Origin of the sequence: Synechocystis sp. PCC 6803 substr. PCC-P (assembly GCF_000284455.1) — a bacterium.
GTDB lineage: Bacteria > Cyanobacteriota > Cyanobacteriia > Cyanobacteriales > Microcystaceae > Synechocystis.
On the sequence record NC_017039.1, the window covers coordinates 1,426,928 to 1,445,990 of the forward strand.

Below are 19,063 nucleotides of genomic sequence, written 5' to 3' on the forward strand. Positions count from 1 at the left end.
GGCAAATTATAGCCTACGAATAAGAAAATGCAGAGATATTTTCCCCAGCATCGCTCAAAAATCCAGAATGACTATATTAAGCGGGGCAAGAATTCACCTTTGTTAAGCTCCCTTACTTTCGTAATTAAGGCTCCGGCTAGGTAAAGTTGAGTTTTGACTGTTTAATCCCCCCTAGCCCCCCTTGGGAAGGGGGGAACTGTCACAAAAGCCCTCCGCCAGAGCTTTAGTGGGTTGATTTAGGGGGATGAACACCTAGCTTTGCACTTTTCAGACACTTTCTAGAGGAAAGGGAAAAGCTAGTAGTACCAGTTTGGAACTAGGCCGGCGGCGGTGTTAATGAAAATGCAATCCAGAGTGGTCAACTCCCCCTGGGGACCACGGTAGGGCTCAGAAACGTCCCAAAGGCGAAAGTTGAATGGCAACAACCAATGGGCAATCTCCGTTAACAGGGGGGTTTTGGGACCGTAACCCCGATAGAGCCAGCACTCCAGAAATAAAACATCAACTTTGGCTAATGTTTGGGCTGCTCCCCGGAGGATGGACAATTCATTGCCCTGGGTGTCGATTTTAATCACCTGGGGTTGGGGCAAGCCAAGCTTGACCAGGGCCGAATCCAACGTGAGCAGGGGAACTTGAACAGCATTGATGGAGGGACCACCTTCCGTCATGGGTAAAGTGGTGCTACTGGCGGGGTCGTCAAAAACATTAACCGTTATGGTGCCATCCCGATCGCCGAGGGCGTATTTGTATAGATGGAAGGAAGGATAAACCCGTAACGTTTCCTCCATCAGACCTTGATAATCCGGCACATGGTCCACCAAGGGCTCGAACAAATAGAAGTCTGCCTCCGTTACCACCTGCTTTATATAGTAAGACCAACCACTGTTGGAAGCGCCCACATCGAAAATCACCTGGGGTTGGTAGCCCAATCGGGCCAAGCGTCGGAACACCTGACGGTCTAGCTGGAGAACCTGGCCATCTAGATCGTCGAGCATTTTTTGGTAATGGGGGGAAAGGCTGGGGGAAGACATTATTCAACTGTAGGCGAAGGGAGCAAGCTGGCCCAGGGCCCCATGACAATTAAAACCAATCTTTCCACTATGGAGCAGGCAAAGTGCTACTCCCAGATCACCTAGAACGTGGCGTGATTGTTCCGAGAAGGTTGATAAAAACCGATCTCAACAGCGCAGGGAAATGGACTAGTAAAAATTATGTGTCTACAAATTGCCCCGGCTTTTATGTTTAGCTTTGCTGACCACCAACTCAGTTTTTAGAGCCTGTTTGGAAAGTTGAGTTTTGGCTGTTTAATCCCTCCTAGCCTCCCTTGGGAGGGGGGGAACTGTCACAAAAGTCCCCTTTTTTAAGCCGGAGCTCTAGTGAGGAGATTCAAGGGGATAAATATCTAGCCTTGCATTTTTCAAATACTTTCTTAGGAGTCAGATGGGGGAATCGGCAATACTGGCGGTGTAAGGGGGGGTAAAGCTGGAGCGCCGACATCACGGGTTACGGACTCGCCATACTGTTCCAGCACAATGTTTGAATTTTCCCCCATGACGTTGATGGATTGCACCCTAACATTGCCACCGGACAGGCGATCGCCAACGGTTACGTTACGGGCTACGGGTTCCCCAGGGGCTTGGACAATGGCATAGGGACGACTGCCGATTTCGATAACACCGGAAACCACCACAGCCCTAGCATCATCGGGATAAAGTCTGGGCGGCTCCGAATTTGGAAAGATTGAGCTGCCATTTTGTTGCCCAGGCTCACCTGTGATGCCATTGACTCCTGTTTGTCCATCACTGCTGGCAACGTTGCCGCTATTTTCTCCTCCATTCGACGCCCCATCTGTTGCTTTGCTCCCATCAGCGGTAGATCCCGGGCTTGTAACCTTTGCTTCAACTGGGATCAAGGCGAAAGGATTTGGCCGACCAGCCTGGATTTCCCTCAAACGTTGATCCGGCAATACGGGGGGAATTAACCCCAGGGCGGCGATATCCACCGGGGGCAGGGGCCGAACGGCGGTCAGGGGCACTTCCGGGGGAGCTGTTTCTTGATTCTCGACGGAAACATCGGTTTCTTCACCACTGCCACCGCCGGGGAGAAATCCACATCCACCGCTGAACATCAGCAGGGAGACAGTTAAAAGGGAGAACAGAGATCGCTTCTTCATTATTGGAATCGCTGCAACACAGCCGAAAATACGAAGGGAGGCGGAGGAGTGGAAGTCTAAATTCGGGGAAATCTGGATTTAACCATTACTTTCCCCTCTAATCTTACAGCCTCCCCCAAAAATGCCAAGGGATTAAAGTAAATTCTGCTGGCGATCGTCAAGAAATATTACAAACTGTTACGGGGGCAGTGTAATCAGGAACGCAATGCCTGAGAATGGTTTGGGCAGGTTGCTCGCTGGAGTCCGCTGGTTAACGGCATTGTCCAGTTCGTGACTGCGCCTCGGTTGATAAAATCAGCTTAAAGCCTTTTTTTAACGTTTTAAATCTTTACGGAGGAATCCATCCATGAGTATCGTCACGAAATCAATCGTGAATGCTGATGCAGAAGCCCGCTACCTGAGCCCCGGCGAACTGGATCGTATTAAAGCTTTTGTTACCGGCGGTGCCGCCCGTCTTCGCATTGCTGAAACCCTAACTGGTTCTCGGGAAACCATCGTTAAACAAGCTGGCGATCGCCTTTTCCAAAAACGTCCTGACATCGTTTCCCCCGGCGGCAATGCCTACGGTGAAGAAATGACCGCCACCTGCTTGCGCGACATGGACTACTACCTCCGTCTCGTCACCTACGGTGTGGTTTCCGGTGACGTTACCCCCATCGAAGAAATCGGTCTAGTGGGCGTACGGGAAATGTATCGTTCCCTCGGCACCCCCATCGAAGCCGTTGCTCAAAGTGTCCGGGAAATGAAAGAAGTTGCTTCCGGTTTGATGTCCTCCGATGATGCCGCCGAAGCCTCTGCCTACTTTGACTTCGTTATCGGAAAAATGAGCTAGGTCTGTGTACCCAAGCTTATTAAAGTGTTGAGCTTAATTATTCAACCCTTTTAGCAAATTTTCCCCATTGAGTAAGATTTAAGGAAACCAAAACTATGCAAGACGCAATTACGGCTGTAATCAACTCTGCTGACGTTCAAGGTAAGTACCTCGACGGTGCTGCCATGGACAAACTGAAAAGCTACTTCGCCAGCGGTGAACTGCGGGTGCGGGCTGCCAGTGTAATCAGCGCCAACGCCGCCACCATCGTTAAAGAAGCTGTGGCCAAATCCCTGTTGTACTCCGACGTCACCCGTCCCGGCGGCAACATGTACACCACCCGTCGCTATGCGGCTTGTATCCGTGACTTGGACTACTACCTCCGCTATGCCACCTATGCCATGTTGGCCGGTGATGCTTCCATTCTCGATGAGCGCGTACTCAACGGTTTGAAAGAAACCTACAACTCCCTCGGTGTACCCATCTCTTCCACCGTTCAAGCTATCCAAGCCATCAAAGAAGTTACCGCTAGCTTGGTTGGTGCTGATGCCGGCAAAGAAATGGGCGTTTACCTCGACTACATCTGCTCTGGCTTGAGCTAGTCCTGGATTCCCGTGGGTGATGCTGCCTTGGTTGATTTGCAACTTAGCCAGTAGCCCCTCTGTTGGAACGGGAAGTCGAAAGTGAGTGCTGGGGCCGTTAAAGCCACCACCGGGATAGCCGGGGTTTTAGCTGACCGGTATTGACTTCTGACTCCCGTTCTGTCGCATATGCCAACTTTTTAAGAGAAAACGTTTTAGGAGAGCCACACCCCATGCGGATGTTTAGAATTACGGCTTGTGTTCCTAGCCAAACCCGGATTCGGACACAACGGGAATTACAAAATACCTATTTTACGAAGTTGGTGCCCTATGACAATTGGTTTCGTGAGCAACAGCGCATCATGAAAATGGGCGGCAAAATTGTGAAAGTCGAATTAGCCACTGGCCGTCCCGGCACCAATGCTGGTCTAGCCTAAGCTTGAGACTAGTTGTTGCTAATTTAGCAATGTTGAATGGCAATTTTATGAATCAATTTTTTCGAGGTCAGCAATGGCCTCTTTTTTTGTTTGGTTAATCTCCCTCTTCCCTTCTGGCCTGAAAGCAACACCATTCCTGCCGTTTCCATATAGCGACCACCGTCCAACCGTTTTGCTCCAGCGCATCGGCGATCGCCTGACTTTGTTCCACCATAATACCGCTGAGAATAGCCCAGCCATGGGGTTTGACTAGAGGGGTGAATTGGGGCAGTAAATCCACAATTACCTCCGCCAAAATATTGCAAATAATGCCGTCCACCGGCTCAGCAATTAACTGTTCCAATTCCGGCACACTGCCCTCATTGATGACCAAATTATCGGGGTGAATTTGGTTCAGATGACGATTATGACGGGCTGATTCCACCGTTAGGGGATCATTATCCACTCCATAAACCTTGGCTGCCCCTAATAAAACCGCTCCAATGCCTAAAATACCGGAACCACAACCTAGATCCGCCAGAACTTGATGTTTGTCTGGCTCCACCCGCATTTCCAAGGATTCTAAACAAAGCTGGGTGGTGGCATGGGTGCCGGTGCCAAAGGCCACACCAGGATCTAGGCGGAGAATCAGCCGATCCGAATTTTCCGGAGGATCAATCCAGGCCGGATAGATGATAAACCGATCGCCAACGGGGGTGGGTTGCCAATGCTCTTTCCAGCTAATGGACCAATCTTCTTCGTCAATTAATTGCCAATGGAAGCGGGGCTTGGGCACCTGGAACAGTAATGCGTCCTGCTCACACCAGAGGGCTAGGGCGGCCAAGTCGAGAATTTCAGCCTTTTCCTGGGGTAAATAGCCACGGACAAGCAGGGAGTGGGCCTTTTTTTCGGTGGAGGTGCCTAAACAACCGAACTTTTCCAGCCGCCAAAAAGCAGTTTCTTCCAGGGAAGGATGGCAAAGTATTCTAATTTCCCACCAACTATTAGCCGCAGCCATCGATTTCTCCCTTATGTGCGCCAACGGTAGGGAAGATTAATTCCTCCCCCCATTGACTTGGACCCTTGGTGAGCTAATTAGAGCTTAACGGTGTAGGCATCCCGGATACCGGCCACCTTGGTGATTTCCGACAGCAGACCATCGGGCAGAGGATCATCCAAGCTCAGGGCCATAATTGCATCGCCCCGGACAATTTTGCGCCCCACCTGCATGCTGGCGATGTTGACGTTAAAGCTACCCAGCAGGGAACCAATTTTACCAATGATACCCGGCATATCCCGGTGCAAGGTGAACAACATATAGTTGTTGGGGGGAACGTTAATGGGAAACTCATCCACGTCGGTAATGCGAATTTCACCATTACTCAACAGGGCCCCGGTGGCGGAATGTTCTCCCATGGTGCCGGTGGCTTTGAGGTGCAAAGAGCCAGAATAGTCCCGCACGGAAGCATCTTTAGTTTCAATGACCCGGATGCCCCGTTCCTTGGCTTCGATCGCCGCATTGACGTAATTAACCCGTTCCCGCAGAGCTTGGGAGAGCAAACCTTTAATGGCCGCCACCACCAGGGGTTGACTATTGGTATATTCCGCCAAATCTCCCTGTAAGCAAACCGTTAGGCGATCGATGCGGCCGCCGGCCAATTGACCCACTAAAGTACCGAGGGTTTCCGCCAGCTTCAGGTAGGGACGCAATTTTTCCATTACATCGGGGGTTAAACCGGGAATATTCACCGCTGAACGGGCCGGCAAACCAAGCAACACATCCCGAATTTGTTCCGCCACATCCACCGCCACATTTACCTGGGCTTCTTCAGTGGAAGCACCCAAATGGGGGGTTAAAATCACATTGCTAAATTCCCGCAGCCGAGATTCCCCTAGGGGTTCCTGGGCAAACACATCCAGGGCAGCCCCACCAATCTGGGCCGTTTCAATGGCTGTTACCAAAGCTTCTTCATCAATAATGCCTCCCCGGGAACAGTTGATAATCCGGGCAGTGGGCTTCATTTTAGCCAGGGTTTCAGCATTGATTAGGTTGGCGGTTTCCGGTGTTTTGGGAATGTGTAGAGTGATAAAGTCGGCTTCACTGAAGAGCAGATCTAAGTCCACCAAAGTGCAACCAATTTGGTCGGCCCGTTCCTGGGAAATAAACGGATCGTAAGCTAACAATTTCATCCCCATGGCTTTGGCCACACCGGCCACGTGGGAACCAATTTTCCCCAGCCCCACTACACCTAAAGTTTTCTTATAAACTTCCGTACCAATAAATTGTTTCCGTTCCCACTTACTTTCCTTAACGGATTTGTTGGCATCGGGGATGTGGCGGGCCAGGGCCATCATCATCGCTAGAGCATGTTCCGCCGCCGCAATGGTGTTACCCTCGGGGGAATTGACCACCACAATGCCCTGACGGGTGGCCGCCGGCACATCAATGTTATCCACCCCAACCCCAGCCCGACCAATGATTTTTAACTGGCTACCCGCTTGGATAATTTTCTCCGTCACCTTGGTGGCAGAGCGCAACATAATGGCATCGTACTCAGGAACAATGTCTATAATTTCTGCTTCCGATAGCCCAGTTTTGACGTCAACTTGGGCCACTTGTTTGAGAATATCAATGCCGACTTGGTCAATGGAGTCAGAAACTAAAACTTTAGCCATGGTGAATGATCGAAAAATTAATAGCGCTGGGGCCGGCGGGGACAAAAGGCCAAGAGACAGTCCCTGGAGCCAGGCTAGATTCACTAGATGGAGTTAGTATCCTGGGCCGATCTCCGTAGCCCATTCTAGCGGCTTGGGGGATAACCGTTAGCAATATTTCTGATTCCCTGGGACTGGGGGGGCCAAACCATAGGGAGTTTTCCCTAGAAAGCCTAGAAGTTTTTGGATATAATAAGCAAGATTAATTTAAAGTAACAAAACTTAAAATTGCCCTGGTTACTGTTCCCCCAGAGCAAAATCTTTTTTTTTAAACCCCCTTTAGCCAACTTTACTCAGCCCCCGTAGTGATTCCCCTTTTAACCACCGCCTTAGCCCAGCCAGGGCTGAATTTTTTGCGCCGCTTACACCGTTGGCGTTCTGGCTTATCCATTAACCCCGCGACCACTGGCATGCAATTAGCAGCTGGCTTCCTTGTGTCGGTGCCGGTGTTTATCCAAGCTCCCCTGGTACGACAGTTTCCCTGGATTTCGCTCGCTTTAACTTTGCCCTGGGTGGCGATCGCCGTTTGGTTAATGAAGCGACCGGAACAGGCCATGTGGGGGGATTTGTTGTTGGGCTTTAGCTGGAGTTGGTTGGCGGGAGCGATTTATTGGGGCTGGTTTCGTTGGGAGCCCCTCTGGCATTTACCCATCGAGGCGATCGGTTTACCCTTTGCCCTCTGGGGATTGAAACGGGGCTGGGGAGTGATCGGCCATTTATTCTATCTAGGCTCCCTGATGGGGACAGCGGTCACGGACCTTTACTTTTACCTCACCGGATTGATGGACCATTGGCGGCAGGTGATGGTGGTGGACCCGGAATTTGCCCGGTTTGTGTTTCAGGCGGCCCTGGCTAAAATCCACACTCCCTGGGGTGCTGCCTGGGCTTGGCTACTACTGGCCCTATTGTTGGGGCTGGGGGGTTGGGCATTGCAACGGCCTTCCCCCGGTTGGCAAGCCTTTGGGGGGGCAGTGTTGAGTACGATTGTCGTAGATGCCCTTTTCTGGCTTGGGGCTATGATGGCCTAAGTCAACTCTTGTCATTATTCTGTGGATAAGCCTGCCCTACCCATTTACCTAGTAGTACATTTTTCTTATGGAGATGTAACCTTTCCTCTCCAGGGGCGGAGCTATTGGACTGTGGGCCGGAGTCAGGACAATGATTTGGTCATCCGAGACAATTGTATTTCCCGCAACCATGCCATTCTACAGGCGACGGAAGAGGATACCTTTTTGCTAATTGATTTGGGTAGTCGCAATGGCACCTTTGTTAATGGTCGACGGGTGAGTGTGCCGATCGCCATTCAAGACCAAGACAAAATTACCTTTGGCAAAACGGAAGCGCAATTCTACTCCGATCAAAACGGCACCCCGTCGGGGCTACTGCGAAATCCGGCGGAATGGGATACCCAGACCAATGTGCTCCATGAACGGCGGTTAATTACGGTGTTGGTGGCGGATATGCGTAACTTCACCGGCATGGCCCAACAGGTGGAAGAGGAGTTGCTATCTATGCTGATTGGCAATTGGTTTCGCCAGGCTGGGCATATTCTGCGGGAAGCGGGCAGTTGGGTGGATAAGTACATCGGTGATGCGGTGATGGCCATCTGGTTCCACGGTTACAACGAAGCTACTCCCGCGGAAATTATTCAAATTCTCCATGCTGTCAACCGACTCCAAGCTATGACTGCCAAGTTGAATCAGAAATATGAGCTACCCTTTCCCCTCCGCATTGGTACAGGGATAAACACTGGTTACGCCATGGTGGGCAATACCGGCAGTGGGGACCATCCTGACTACACGGCGATCGGGGACACGGTCAATGCGGCTTTTCGGCTGGAATCGGCCACTAAACAGGCCCATTTCGACTTAGCCATGAGCGAAAAAACCTTCAGTTACTTACAGGACTTGCCCCAATGGTCCGCAACTGTTCAGCAGCACACCATTGAGTTGAAAGGCTACACTAACCCGATCACCATTTACGGACTGCCCTTTGCTACCTTGGGAACCCTGTTGGATCACACCTCCTTGGAAGATACTACCCCCGCCTCGGAAGGGCCCTAATCGTCCATAATGGAAACCGTTGTAACATTTCTTAACACCTATGCCATTACCCACTTCCCTGACCACCCTGGATGGAACGCCCCTGGCCCCGGAGGTCATTGCCGATAAAGTTGTCCTTTTTGTTAACGTTGCCAGTAAGTGCGGCTTAACCCCCCAATACAGCGGCCTAGTGGCTTTGGACAAGGCCTATGGAGAAAAGGGCTTAGTAATTATCGGTGTGCCCTGCAACCAATTTGGGGCCCAGGAACCAGGCTCCCCAGAGGAAATCAAAGATTTCACCAAAACCAAGTACGACGTTGATTTCACCTTGTTGGAAAAGCAGGACGTCAATGGTCCCAACCGCAGTCCCCTCTACCAATTCCTTGTGGGGGATGGGGAAGATATTAGCTGGAACTTTGGCAAATTTTTAATTGGTCGGGATGGACAGGTGGTGGCTCGCTTTGACCCCCAAACTAAACCCGATGACACTAATCTCAAAGCGGCGATCGAAAAAGCCTTGGGCTAAGTTATTGAGCGTAAATAGCACAAACATTGTCTGCTATTGAGCTTGTTGCAATCTTCACCCCGGCCCTGGGCACGGGGTATTTTATTGGTAAAAATCCGATCCTCATAGGCGATCGCCGGGGGGGATTTGTTTATTTGTTGTCAAAGCTTGAAATTTCCAATGCCCCGCTTGCCAAATTAATCCCCATAATTGAGCTGGAGGCGGAGTTAATGGCCGCCCATCCCAGCCCATGGCATTGGAAAACAATTATGCGTGATGTTTTTATTGTTGCCGCTAAACGAACTCCCCTGGGACGTTTTGGTGGCTCCCTGACCAATTTTTCGGCGGCGGATTTGGGAGCCCATGTGATGAAAAGCGTCCTAGCCCAGGCCGGGGTGGGGGGAGACCAGCTTGACCTGTACATTATGGGCAACGTGTTAAGGGCTGGCCATGGGCAATTGATTCCCCGGCAAGCGGCCTTGAAGGCGGAGATTCCCGATACGGTGGACGGTTATGCAGTGGATATGGTCTGCTCTTCCGCCATGATGAGTGTGATTAATGCAGCTTTAACCATCCGGGCTGGGGAGGGGGATTTAATTTTAGCTGGAGGGACGGAATCCATGTCCCAAACTGGTTTTTACCTTTCCCACCGGGCCCGCTGGGGCTACAAGTTCCTCATGGGAGCACCGGAAAATTTAACCGATCTCCTGCTCCATGATGGTTTGACGGACAGCACCAATGGGGAGGGCATGGGGGAACAGACGGAAAAATTGGCCGCAGAGCATGGTTTCAGCCGGATAGAATTGGACGAAGTGGCCTGCTTATCGCAACAAAGGGCGGCCCACGCCACGGAATCTGGTTATTTTGACTCAGAAATTGCCCCGATTGAAATCACCAGTCGGAAAGGAACCCAGGTGTTAGCCAGTGATGAAGGTATTCGCAGTGACACCACCGTGGAAAGTCTAGGCAAATTGCGCTCGGCCTTTGCCAAGGACGGAGTGTTAACAGCGGGCAACTGTAGTCAGATTACCGATGGGGCGGCAGCTTTGCTCCTGGCCAGTGGGGAAGCGGTGGAAAAATATCAACTCAAACCCTTGGCAAAAATTTTGGGAGGCAGTTGGGCGGCGGGTACTCCCAGTCGTTTTCCTGAGTTGCCTATTACCGCTAGCCAGAAACTGTTAGCAAAGCTAGATAAAACCCTGGCAGATTTTGACTTGTTTGAAAATAATGAAGCCTTCTCCGTCAGCAATCTTTTATTTGAGCGGCGGTTGGGGGTGGATCGGGACAAGTTGAATGTGAACGGTGGGGCGATCGCCCTGGGGCATCCCATTGGAGCGTCGGGGGCCAGGATCATGGTTACCCTACTCTATGCCTTGCAACAACGGGATAAAACTCTGGGGTTAGCAGCCCTTTGCCATGGCACGGGGGGCGGTACGGCGATCGCCTTAGAGCGGGTGTGAACAGTGGCAAGATCTCCACAATTAGTCCCTTTAGTTCACAAATTTCTCAACATTTCGATTTCAACATTTTCAACATTTAACCTATTTACCCAGGAGTCACCATGTTAAGTCTTGGTTTGGAAGATAAAGTAATCGTGGTCACCGGCGGCAATCGGGGCATCGGCGCGGCGATCGTGAAATTACTCCAGGAAATGGGGGCCAAAGTAGCTTTTACCGATTTAGCTACGGACGGGGGTAATACTGAAGCCCTGGGGGTGGTGGCCAACGTCACCGATTTGGAATCCATGACGGCGGCGGCAGCGGAAATCACCGATAAGCTGGGCCCCGTTTACGGTGTGGTGGCCAATGCCGGTATCACCAAAGACAACTTTTTCCCAAAATTAACCCCCGCCGATTGGGATGCAGTGTTGAACGTTAACTTGAAAGGGGTAGCCTACAGCATTAAGCCTTTCATCGAAGGCATGTATGAACGGAAAGCCGGCTCCATTGTGGCCATTAGTTCCATCTCCGGGGAGCGGGGTAACGTCGGTCAAACTAACTATTCCGCCACTAAAGCTGGGGTAATTGGCATGATGAAATCCCTGGCTCGGGAAGGGGCCCGGTATGGAGTGCGGGCCAATGCAGTAGCCCCTGGTTTCATTGACACCGAAATGACTTTGGCGATCCGGGAAGATATTCGGGAAAAAATTACCAAGGAAATCCCCTTCCGCCGTTTTGGTAAACCGGAGGAAATTGCCTGGGCGGTGGCCTTTTTACTTTCCCCCGTAGCCAGTAGCTATGTCACCGGCGAAGTATTACGGGTAAATGGGGCCCACCACACCTAACTTTTGCGGTACTGTGCAAGAATCCTAATTTTCTCCTCCCTAATTCTGGGGAGATTTTTTTTAGCCGTCTAAATCCCCCGCCATCACCGTGGCGATCGCCGTTTTGGCATTGTCCTGAAATTCCCGCACATTGACTTTGTTGAGCAGGAAAATGGAGAGAATTAACCCCAGGGCCTGGAGGGCAAACACCAAACCGTAGGCCAATACCGCATTGGCAAATAAAGCTTTGCCGATGTTCAACACCGTTCCCCCAGCCACCGTGGCTAAGCCTCTGGAAATGGATTGGGCCAAACCCCAAGCTCCAATAAAAGTGCCAGCGGTTTCCACAGCGGTGAGGTCCAACATTAAACTGGTGGCTCCAGCGGTGATCATGCCCGATGCTAAGCCGAAGAAAAGTAAACCGGATTTTAACAGGGTCACATTTTGCTGAAATCCCGCCAGAATTAACAGGGAAAAACACAGGGCGGCCAGGGCACAGCCCAGGGAAGTGGTGCGTTGTTTGCCTAAACGGGGGACGACAAAAAAGCCAGTGGAGCCAATGCCCAGCAGGGTTCCCATGCCAAAAAAGGCGTTTAACTGGGTGGTTTCGGAAATGCAAAGATTAAAGACTTCCCCACCGTAGGGTTCCAGTACTGCATCCTGCATAAATAGGCTCAGGGTTAGTAGCAACAAAAAGCCGAAGAAGATGGCCGTTTGTCGGCTGGCGGTCAACACCTTCAGCGCTTGCCCCAAAGTAATTTCATCCTCTCGCCCCCCGGAACGATCGCCAAAGCGGGAATATTTCTTTTCCACCCCCACCGTGGCGAGCCAGGCCAGGAATACCACGATCGCCGGCATGATGATGAAGACGGGATTAATTCCCCGTTGCAGTTGGGCAATATCGACGGTTTTTTTCACTAGCAGGGCATCGGCATTCAACAGGGCCGGGCCACAAATTTCAGGGGTGTTTAACAGCCGGGAACTGACAATGGCCCCCACCACGATACCCACCATCAACATGGACCAGACAATGCCCACCAGTTTGGAGCGATTATCTTCATCGGATACGTCCACCAACAGGGCGGCAAAGGGAGTGGAGCTTAAACTCAGAGTGACCCCGTAGGCGGCGAAAACTGCCCCCAGCACAATGCTCCAAAAAATGGTTAGGGCTCCCCAGCCGTTATTTTGCAAACTTAGCCCCAATTGCCACACCACCTGGAGGGCGATAAAGGACAATATGGTAAAACCCAGGGCTCCCAGCCACACATAGCCAGTGCGATGGTAACCCCACAGCCGCTGACTGTCGGACAGTTGACCGCACCACACCTTAAAGGGACTAACAAATTGATACATGGCGATCGCCGTAGCGGCCACCCAGGGTAACACTGCTAGCTCGTCAATCAGCACCCGGTTGAGTACCCCCAGGGTAAGTAGGGACATAATGCCCAGCCCCATCTGGAATAACCCCAGACGGAACATAGTCACCAGGGGCAATTTGGGCAACGGGGATCCGGCCATCGATTCGCTAACGGTCATTACTACCTTGTCACAGAAAACATCCCGTATTCTAACCAACTAAGGCCTAGCAAGACTTTTCTAGAGGCGATCAAGCATAGTTTTCAGTTCTCCCTGCACCCTTTCGTAGCTGGCCGCTAAGGTCGGGAAATGCCCTGGGTCCATGGCCCGGGAGTCCCGTTGGCGGGTCAGATTTTCCAAAGTTTTAGCCTGTTGTGCCAGGAGTACCGCCCCTAAATTAGCACTGCTAGAACCCAATGTATGGGCGGCCGAACTCAAATTTCCCCAATCTTGATTGGCGATCGCCAGTTTGATCCGTTGCAATAGTTCCGGCGCCGTTTGGCAATAGATATCGATAATCTCCCGAAGAATTAACTGACCATTCTCTCGATCCAAGTCCCGTAGAGAACAGATTATGTCTTGGTCAATGGGGGGTAAAGTTGTGCCAGCCGGATCTTCTGGGCAGGGACTAGAAGGGGATGGTTTAGCCTCAAAAGCACTAACACAGGAAACAGTAGCCATCCGATCTTGGCTGGTGGACTGGAGCGCAGTGGCGGCCACTTGTAGGGCCTGTTGTAAGGCTTCTAGGCGAATGGGCTTACTGACATAATCATTCATGCCGCTGGCCAAACACCTTTCCCGATCGCCTTCCATGGAATAGGCTGTCACCGCAATGATCCAAGGCCTTTCACTCCGGCCCTGGGACCGTCGAATATGCTCCGTGGCGGTTAAACCGTCCATTTCTGGCATTTCCACATCCATCAACACCACGTCATAATCACCTTTTGCCAAAGCCGATAAAGCTTCTTGACCGTTATTGACCACATCCACTGGGTACCCCAACTTTTTCAGTAAAAGCTTAGCTACCTGCTGATTGATTAGGTTATCCTCCGCCAACAAAATAGTTAAATTAGAGGAGGAATAGGGAAACAAAGGCCCGCTAATTGCCTCCGTAGACACCAGGGTCGGGGGCTCAGTTTGCCCCAACACGTCCACCAAGGTATTTTCAAGCTCATCGGGGTTAATGGGACTCTTGATCCAGGCTTGCACCGGTGGTTTGTCGCCGCTGTAGCGCTCCCCTGGGGATAGATAAATATCCGTGGCTACTAACACTGGAATGTCCTGTTCCGTAGGGGCCCAGGTTGTAATTTTCCCTAAGTCAAAATCGGTGAACTGCTTTCCCCGGCCCTCTGGATAGGGGCAATGGAGGATGAGGGCACCATAGTTTTTTTGAGTTAATCTGCTTTTGAGATCTTCCCCTAGTTTAGCGGGGGAGGAAAAGGTAATTTGCTCCGCTTGGAGACGCCAACTGGCCAAAAGATTTCGCATTCTGGTGCCCCGGCCCTCATCGTAATCTGCCACTAACACTGATCGCCCAATGAAGAGGGAGTGGCGCAAATTATGGACAGAATAGGCACAACTGGGCAGCACCGTTAAATTGACTGTGAAATAGAAAGTCGAACCCTCGATCGTCGGTTGCCCTATCTGCCAAAGTTCAGGGGGATTTCCCACCACACAGCCATTACTTTCAGCCCAGATGGTGCCCCCCATCAAAGCAGTCAACCGCACACAAATGGCCAAGCCTAACCCAGTGCCGCCAAAGCGACGGGTAATGGAAGAATTGCCCTGGCTAAAGGCCTGGAACAAAGCCTGTTGTTGGTTAGGAGCAATGCCAATGCCCGTATCCTGCACCGCAAAACAGATTTGATATTCCCCCTTAGCTGCGTCGTGGTCCACCACTTCCACCGTCACCTTGACCTGTCCTGCCTCGGTGAATTTGACCGCATTGCTGAGGAGATTAACCAAAATTTGCCTGAGGCGAGTCACATCCCCCTGGAGGTTGGGGGGAATGGGGGTGAGAAAACGTCGGATCAGAGTGAGGGATTTTTGCCGGGCGCTCGGCACCACCACGTCCAAGGCTTCCTCCAGGCATTGCCCCAAATCAAAGGGATACACTTCCAGGTCTAATTTGCCGGCCTCAATCTTGGAAAAATCTAAAATATCGTTAATTAAGGTGAGCAGGGTTTCCCCGCTGTTGCGGATGGTTTGGGCGAAATATTTTTGTTGAGTGGTTAGGTCCGTGTCTAGTAATAATCCGGTCATGCCGATGATGGCATTCATGGGGGTGCGAATTTCGTGGCTCATGGTGGCCAAAAATTCACTTTTAGACCGATTAGCTGCCTCCGCCGCCGTGGTGGCCGCCACCAATTCCTGATTTTGTTCGGCCAATTGTTGCCGCATGCGCCGTTCCATTTCCAGGGACTGTCCCTGAATCATTTCCACCTGTTTACGTTGGCTGATGTCCCGGTAAAGCCAAAAATGACCCTGGGAGCTATCCCCCAACATGATCGGCACATAATCTCGCTCAAAAAAGCGCCCATCCTCTAGGGCAAGTTCCACTTTTAGCAGGGGTTCCGGGGACTCGATCGCCAAAAAGTTGTGGGTTACCCCCTGGCCATGGGATATCAAGCCATTAATGCGGGGGGCGATCGCCGTTAAATTTTTGCCCAGCAGAAGGTCGGCGGGAAAACCCAGATTAAACAGCCGGGCAAATTCGGGATTGACCACCACAATGGTGCCCTGGGCGTCGGTCATCAACACCCCTGCTTGCATATTTTGCACCAGGATACCCAGGCGGGTGGAAGTACAGGCCAGGGCTTCGGCGGTCCTGGCCTGTTCCAGGAGAGTGTGGTGTAGATTATCCCTGGTTTGTTTCAGTTCCAGGTGGGTTTTTACCCTAGCCAACAGTTCCGGCGGGCTAAAGGGTTTGGTGACATAGTCCACTGCCCCCTTGGCAAAGGCTTGCAGCAAATCTTGTTTTTCGTTGCTAGCAGTGAGAAAAATTACCGGAATATCCCTGGTTTGGGGATCTTGTTTAAGGCGATCGCACACCTCCAGCCCATCCATGCCGGGCATCATCAAATCCAGCAGAATGAGATCCGGTTGGGCCTGGGTCACCCGTTGCAAAGCTTCCGGCCCGGAGGTCACAAAAGTAGTGCTGTAACCTTCCCCTTCCAACAGTTCCGAAATCACATAAATATTCTCTTTTACGTCATCCACCACCAGAATGAGAAAACTCTCCGGCTCAAAAGTAGCAATGGGTGGGTGGGGCTGGGATGGGGACATTACAAATTGGCCCGTTGGTGTTTTGATGATGTTTTGACTGTGTTGATGAGGAGCCAACTGAGGAAAGGATGGAAGAGTTTGCAGTGGTGATAATTGGGGCGGGGCCGGCCGGGGGCCAATGTGCCCGACAGTTGGCCCAACAAGGTGTCCGAGTCCTGCTAGTGGAGCAACATTCAAATTTTAGCCAAAATAATTACTCCAGCGCGGCTAGTCCTTTGGAAACCATGGCATTGTTCGATCTGCCCCCGGGGGTGGTGGCCCGTTATTGGCGCAATTTGGCGATCGCCGCCACGGAAAAGGAACAAATATGGTACAGCGATCAACCCCGGGGTGTGGTGTTCGATTTTGCTAAATTGCGACAATTTTTAGCGGATACGGTCACGAAAGCAGGGGGGCAAGTGTGGTTGGGGCACCGCTTTTGGGGTTACCAGCAAGTTGGTGATGGTTTGGAGGTTACCCTGCGGCGATCTAGTAAAAATTCCCTAAGTAGTGACTCAGTGGAGAAAGTCGAAAAAGTTACAGTAAAAACTCAGGTACTCATTGATGCAACGGGGTCAAAACGGGCAGTGATTAATTGTGGGCAACCCAAAGCGACGGATAACAACCAATATTATCGGGGCATTGGTACGGAATATTTGATTACAGTAGATGAAACCACCCACCAACGTTTTGCGGATACCCTAGTTTTTTTCCTCGGTTACCGTTGGAGTCCCCAGGGTTATTCCTGGATTTTTCCCATGGATAATCACCAGTTAAAGGTAGGGACAGCAATTTTTGCCGGGCAACACCGTTATTTGGGCGAATTGAAGCCGCTCCGTTCCTACACTGAAGCTATTATCCGGGATTATTTAAAACTGGAAAAATCCCAATACCATCTGGAGGAAATTCACGGCTCTGTGCTGGACTATGCCGTTAACCAGGGGGATACATACCATCGGGGCTCCGTGCTGGCGATCGGTGATGCGGTATCAACGGTGAACTTTTTAGGGGGGGAAGGCATCCGCCATGGTATGCAGGGAGCCAATATTGCCGTTCCTTTTGTGGCGGATTATCTCCGGGGTCATGTACAAGCTTTTGAAAAATATGAACAGGCCATGAAAGCCCATTTTGCTGAACCCTGGCAACGGACAGAAAAATTAAGCCAACGGGTTTACCTCGAATTCGGCGATCGCCAGATTGATTTGGGGGTGACCTACTTGAGTTACCTCCGCTATGATGACGTGCTGGATCTCCTTTTCCATTACCGATTTGATAGGATCTATGGGGGCATTACTCCCCTGTTGCTCAAAAAAGTTGCCCAATTTAGCCAGCAGTGCCGCCAATGGCTCAGAAAACTCTCACCATGATTAGAGCCAATAAAACCAATTATCCCTAAACGATGAAGGTTAAAGTAATCCTCAAAATCTTAGAACGGGATGGTTGGTACGTAGCTCGAATACGGGGAAGTCATCGGCAATTGAAGCACCCCCACAAGGCAGGTTTGGTAACTGTACTGGGCAAACCCAGTGACGAATTAGCCCCTGGGACACTAGCCAGTATTCTCAAGCAATCTTCTCAAGCAATCAGGTATTACTTTATGAAGTATTTAGTCATCATTGAAACGACAACAACGGGATTTTCCGCCTATTCTCCCGATTTACCAGGATGTGTGGCAACAGGAAAAACGAAGCAAGAAGTTGAACAAAATATGTCGGAGGCGATCGCCTTTCACTTGGAGGGAATGCGTTTAGAAGGATTAACTATCCCAGAGCCAACTTCCTTTTCTGCCTACGTAACAGTTGCGGCTTAATTTTCCCCTCTTCACACCAAAATCATTCCCTGTTGTCAATGGCTCAAAAATCTTCGTCGTTTTTTCCCTATTTAATTGCCGGACTTTGCGCCCTGTTGGGGGCCTGTAGCGGCAACCAAGCATTGCAGGATCGTTTTGCCGCCAATCCTTCCCTGGGTAGTTCCCCCAGTCCCACCACCACTGTTTCCCCCACTCCGACCCCAGAAACTACGGAGCCGGATACCCCCACCACACCGGAACCTACCCCCACGGCCACCTTTTCCACTGGCACTTTTAGCGATCTAGACAAAGTAGGCGATCGCCAAAGGGAAGAAATTGAGGATTTAGCTCAACTAGACATTGTGCAAGCCAAAACAAGTCAGGAATTTGCGCCCCAAAGTAACATCAGTCGGGGAGAATTTGCCCGTTGGTTATTTCAGGCCAATAACGTCTTTTTTGCTAACCAGCCCAGTAAACAAATCCGCCCCGCTCCCAGTAACGCCACCCCTCTTTTCACCGACGTTCCCCCCACCCATCCCGACTTTGCTCAAATTCAAGGTTTAGCCGACGCCGGCTTAATCCCCTCTAGCCTCACCAACGACCCCACTGCTAGTCAGTTTCGCCCCGATGCGCCCCTAACCAGGGAAGATTTAGTCCGTTGGAAAGTGCCCCTAGATCAACGCCGAGCCCTGCCCAATGCGAGCCTGGAAAATATCAAAGAAACCTGGGGTTTTCAGGACGCGGCCAAAATCAATCCCAACATTTGGCCCGCCCTAGCCGCCGACTTCCAAAACGGCGATCAAGCCAACCTGAAAAGAGTGTTTGGTTACATCACTATCTTTCAACCCCAGCGTCCCGTAACTAGGGGAGAAGCGGCCTCTGCCCTCTGGTTTTTAGGAGTCCAAACCGACGGCTTAAGTGCGAAAGATGTAATCAATGCTCCCGCATCCCCATCCCCCGGAGTTGAGCCCACTGTTACTCCAGATACTGTTAATCCGGATACTCAAGGTAATTCACCTAATTAATTAAGAGCTAAAATCGCTCACACTGGTTAATTGAACTTAAATTTGACTAAATTTAACTAGCTTTGACCATGGCAGTAACCATGGGTTAAACCTATCCAACTAATAATTGTAATTTCGTCGGGG

17 protein-coding genes are annotated in these 19,063 nt (G+C 51.1%); 11 read left to right on the forward strand and 6 right to left on the reverse strand.

Features of this window, described 5'->3' with window-relative positions; translation table 11 throughout:
• Window positions 1-296 precede the first annotated feature (296 nt).
• Window positions 297-1,031: an FkbM family methyltransferase gene (locus SYNPCCP_RS06715; RefSeq protein WP_010872501.1), complete on the reverse strand. Its 735-nt coding sequence runs from the start codon at window positions 1,029-1,031 to the stop codon at window positions 297-299.
• 398 nt (window positions 1,032-1,429) lie between these two features.
• Window positions 1,430-2,173, reverse strand: a complete 744-nt coding sequence (locus SYNPCCP_RS06720) for a hypothetical protein (RefSeq protein WP_010872502.1) — start codon at window positions 2,171-2,173, stop codon at window positions 1,430-1,432.
• A 346-nt stretch (window positions 2,174-2,519) separates the two neighbouring features.
• Here SYNPCCP_RS06720 and SYNPCCP_RS06725 point away from each other — a divergent pair, with 346 nt between their 5' ends.
• From SYNPCCP_RS06725 to SYNPCCP_RS06735, 3 genes are all read left to right on the forward strand, one after another.
• Window positions 2,520-3,005 carry an allophycocyanin alpha chain gene (locus SYNPCCP_RS06725; protein WP_010872503.1) on the forward strand — a complete coding sequence of 162 codons (486 nt, stop codon included), beginning with the start codon at window positions 2,520-2,522 and terminating at the stop codon, window positions 3,003-3,005.
• A gap of 95 nt (window positions 3,006-3,100) precedes the next feature.
• Window positions 3,101-3,586 (forward strand): allophycocyanin subunit beta, encoded by a 486-nt coding sequence (apcB, locus tag SYNPCCP_RS06730; RefSeq protein WP_010872504.1) that lies wholly within the window; start codon window positions 3,101-3,103, stop codon window positions 3,584-3,586.
• A gap of 212 nt (window positions 3,587-3,798) precedes the next feature.
• Entirely contained in the window at window positions 3,799-4,002 is a 204-nt protein-coding gene (locus SYNPCCP_RS06735; RefSeq protein WP_010872505.1) for a phycobilisome linker polypeptide, read from the forward strand.
• A 94-nt stretch (window positions 4,003-4,096) separates the two neighbouring features.
• Here the strand turns inward: SYNPCCP_RS06735 and prmA are convergent, their stop codons facing one another.
• On the reverse strand, window positions 4,097-4,999 hold the full coding sequence (prmA, locus tag SYNPCCP_RS06740; protein ID WP_010872506.1) for a 50S ribosomal protein L11 methyltransferase: 903 nt from the start codon (window positions 4,997-4,999) through the stop codon (window positions 4,097-4,099).
• Between the two features lie 77 nt (window positions 5,000-5,076).
• Window positions 5,077-6,741, reverse strand: a complete 1,665-nt coding sequence (serA, locus tag SYNPCCP_RS06745; RefSeq protein WP_010872507.1) for a phosphoglycerate dehydrogenase — start codon at window positions 6,739-6,741, stop codon at window positions 5,077-5,079.
• Between the two features lie 260 nt (window positions 6,742-7,001).
• Between serA and SYNPCCP_RS06750 the strand changes: the two genes are divergently transcribed.
• The 5 genes from SYNPCCP_RS06750 (at window position 7,002) to phaB (ending at window position 11,527) form a co-directional block, all read left to right on the forward strand.
• Window positions 7,002-7,724, forward strand: a complete 723-nt coding sequence (locus tag SYNPCCP_RS06750) for a DUF3120 domain-containing protein (RefSeq protein WP_010872508.1) — start codon at window positions 7,002-7,004, stop codon at window positions 7,722-7,724.
• Between the two features lie 21 nt (window positions 7,725-7,745).
• Window positions 7,746-8,759: an adenylate/guanylate cyclase domain-containing protein gene (locus tag SYNPCCP_RS06755; protein ID WP_010872509.1), complete on the forward strand. Its 1,014-nt coding sequence runs from the start codon at window positions 7,746-7,748 to the stop codon at window positions 8,757-8,759.
• 40 nt (window positions 8,760-8,799) lie between these two features.
• Window positions 8,800-9,264, forward strand: coding sequence for a glutathione peroxidase (locus SYNPCCP_RS06760; RefSeq protein WP_010872510.1), 465 nt, complete (start codon window positions 8,800-8,802; stop codon window positions 9,262-9,264).
• Between the two features lie 248 nt (window positions 9,265-9,512).
• Window positions 9,513-10,703, forward strand: coding sequence for an acetyl-CoA acetyltransferase PhaA (gene phaA, locus SYNPCCP_RS06765; RefSeq protein ID WP_041425968.1), 1,191 nt, complete (start codon window positions 9,513-9,515; stop codon window positions 10,701-10,703).
• 101 nt (window positions 10,704-10,804) lie between these two features.
• Window positions 10,805-11,527 (forward strand): acetoacetyl-CoA reductase PhaB, encoded by a 723-nt coding sequence (gene phaB / locus SYNPCCP_RS06770; protein WP_010872512.1) that lies wholly within the window; start codon window positions 10,805-10,807, stop codon window positions 11,525-11,527.
• A 60-nt stretch (window positions 11,528-11,587) separates the two neighbouring features.
• Here the strand turns inward: phaB and SYNPCCP_RS06775 are convergent, their stop codons facing one another.
• Window positions 11,588-13,042: a PucC family protein gene (locus SYNPCCP_RS06775; RefSeq protein ID WP_010872513.1), complete on the reverse strand. Its 1,455-nt coding sequence runs from the start codon at window positions 13,040-13,042 to the stop codon at window positions 11,588-11,590.
• A gap of 60 nt (window positions 13,043-13,102) precedes the next feature.
• Window positions 13,103-16,147, reverse strand: a complete 3,045-nt coding sequence (locus SYNPCCP_RS06780; RefSeq protein ID WP_010872514.1) for a response regulator — start codon at window positions 16,145-16,147, stop codon at window positions 13,103-13,105.
• A 68-nt stretch (window positions 16,148-16,215) separates the two neighbouring features.
• On the opposite strand from SYNPCCP_RS06780, the gene SYNPCCP_RS06785 reads away from it, so the two are divergent.
• Genes SYNPCCP_RS06785 through SYNPCCP_RS06795 form a run of 3 tightly spaced genes read left to right on the forward strand, consistent with a single transcriptional unit; the run spans window position 16,216 to window position 18,940 of the window.
• Complete coding sequence (locus SYNPCCP_RS06785; protein ID WP_010872515.1) at window positions 16,216-17,493, forward strand: NAD(P)/FAD-dependent oxidoreductase; 1,278 nt, start codon at window positions 16,216-16,218, stop codon at window positions 17,491-17,493.
• A gap of 32 nt (window positions 17,494-17,525) precedes the next feature.
• Window positions 17,526-17,936: a type II toxin-antitoxin system HicA family toxin gene (locus tag SYNPCCP_RS16785; RefSeq protein WP_010872516.1), complete on the forward strand. Its 411-nt coding sequence runs from the start codon at window positions 17,526-17,528 to the stop codon at window positions 17,934-17,936.
• Between the two features lie 38 nt (window positions 17,937-17,974).
• Entirely contained in the window at window positions 17,975-18,940 is a 966-nt protein-coding gene (locus tag SYNPCCP_RS06795; protein ID WP_010872517.1) for an S-layer homology domain-containing protein, read from the forward strand.
• Window positions 18,941-19,063: the final 123 nt, after the last annotated feature.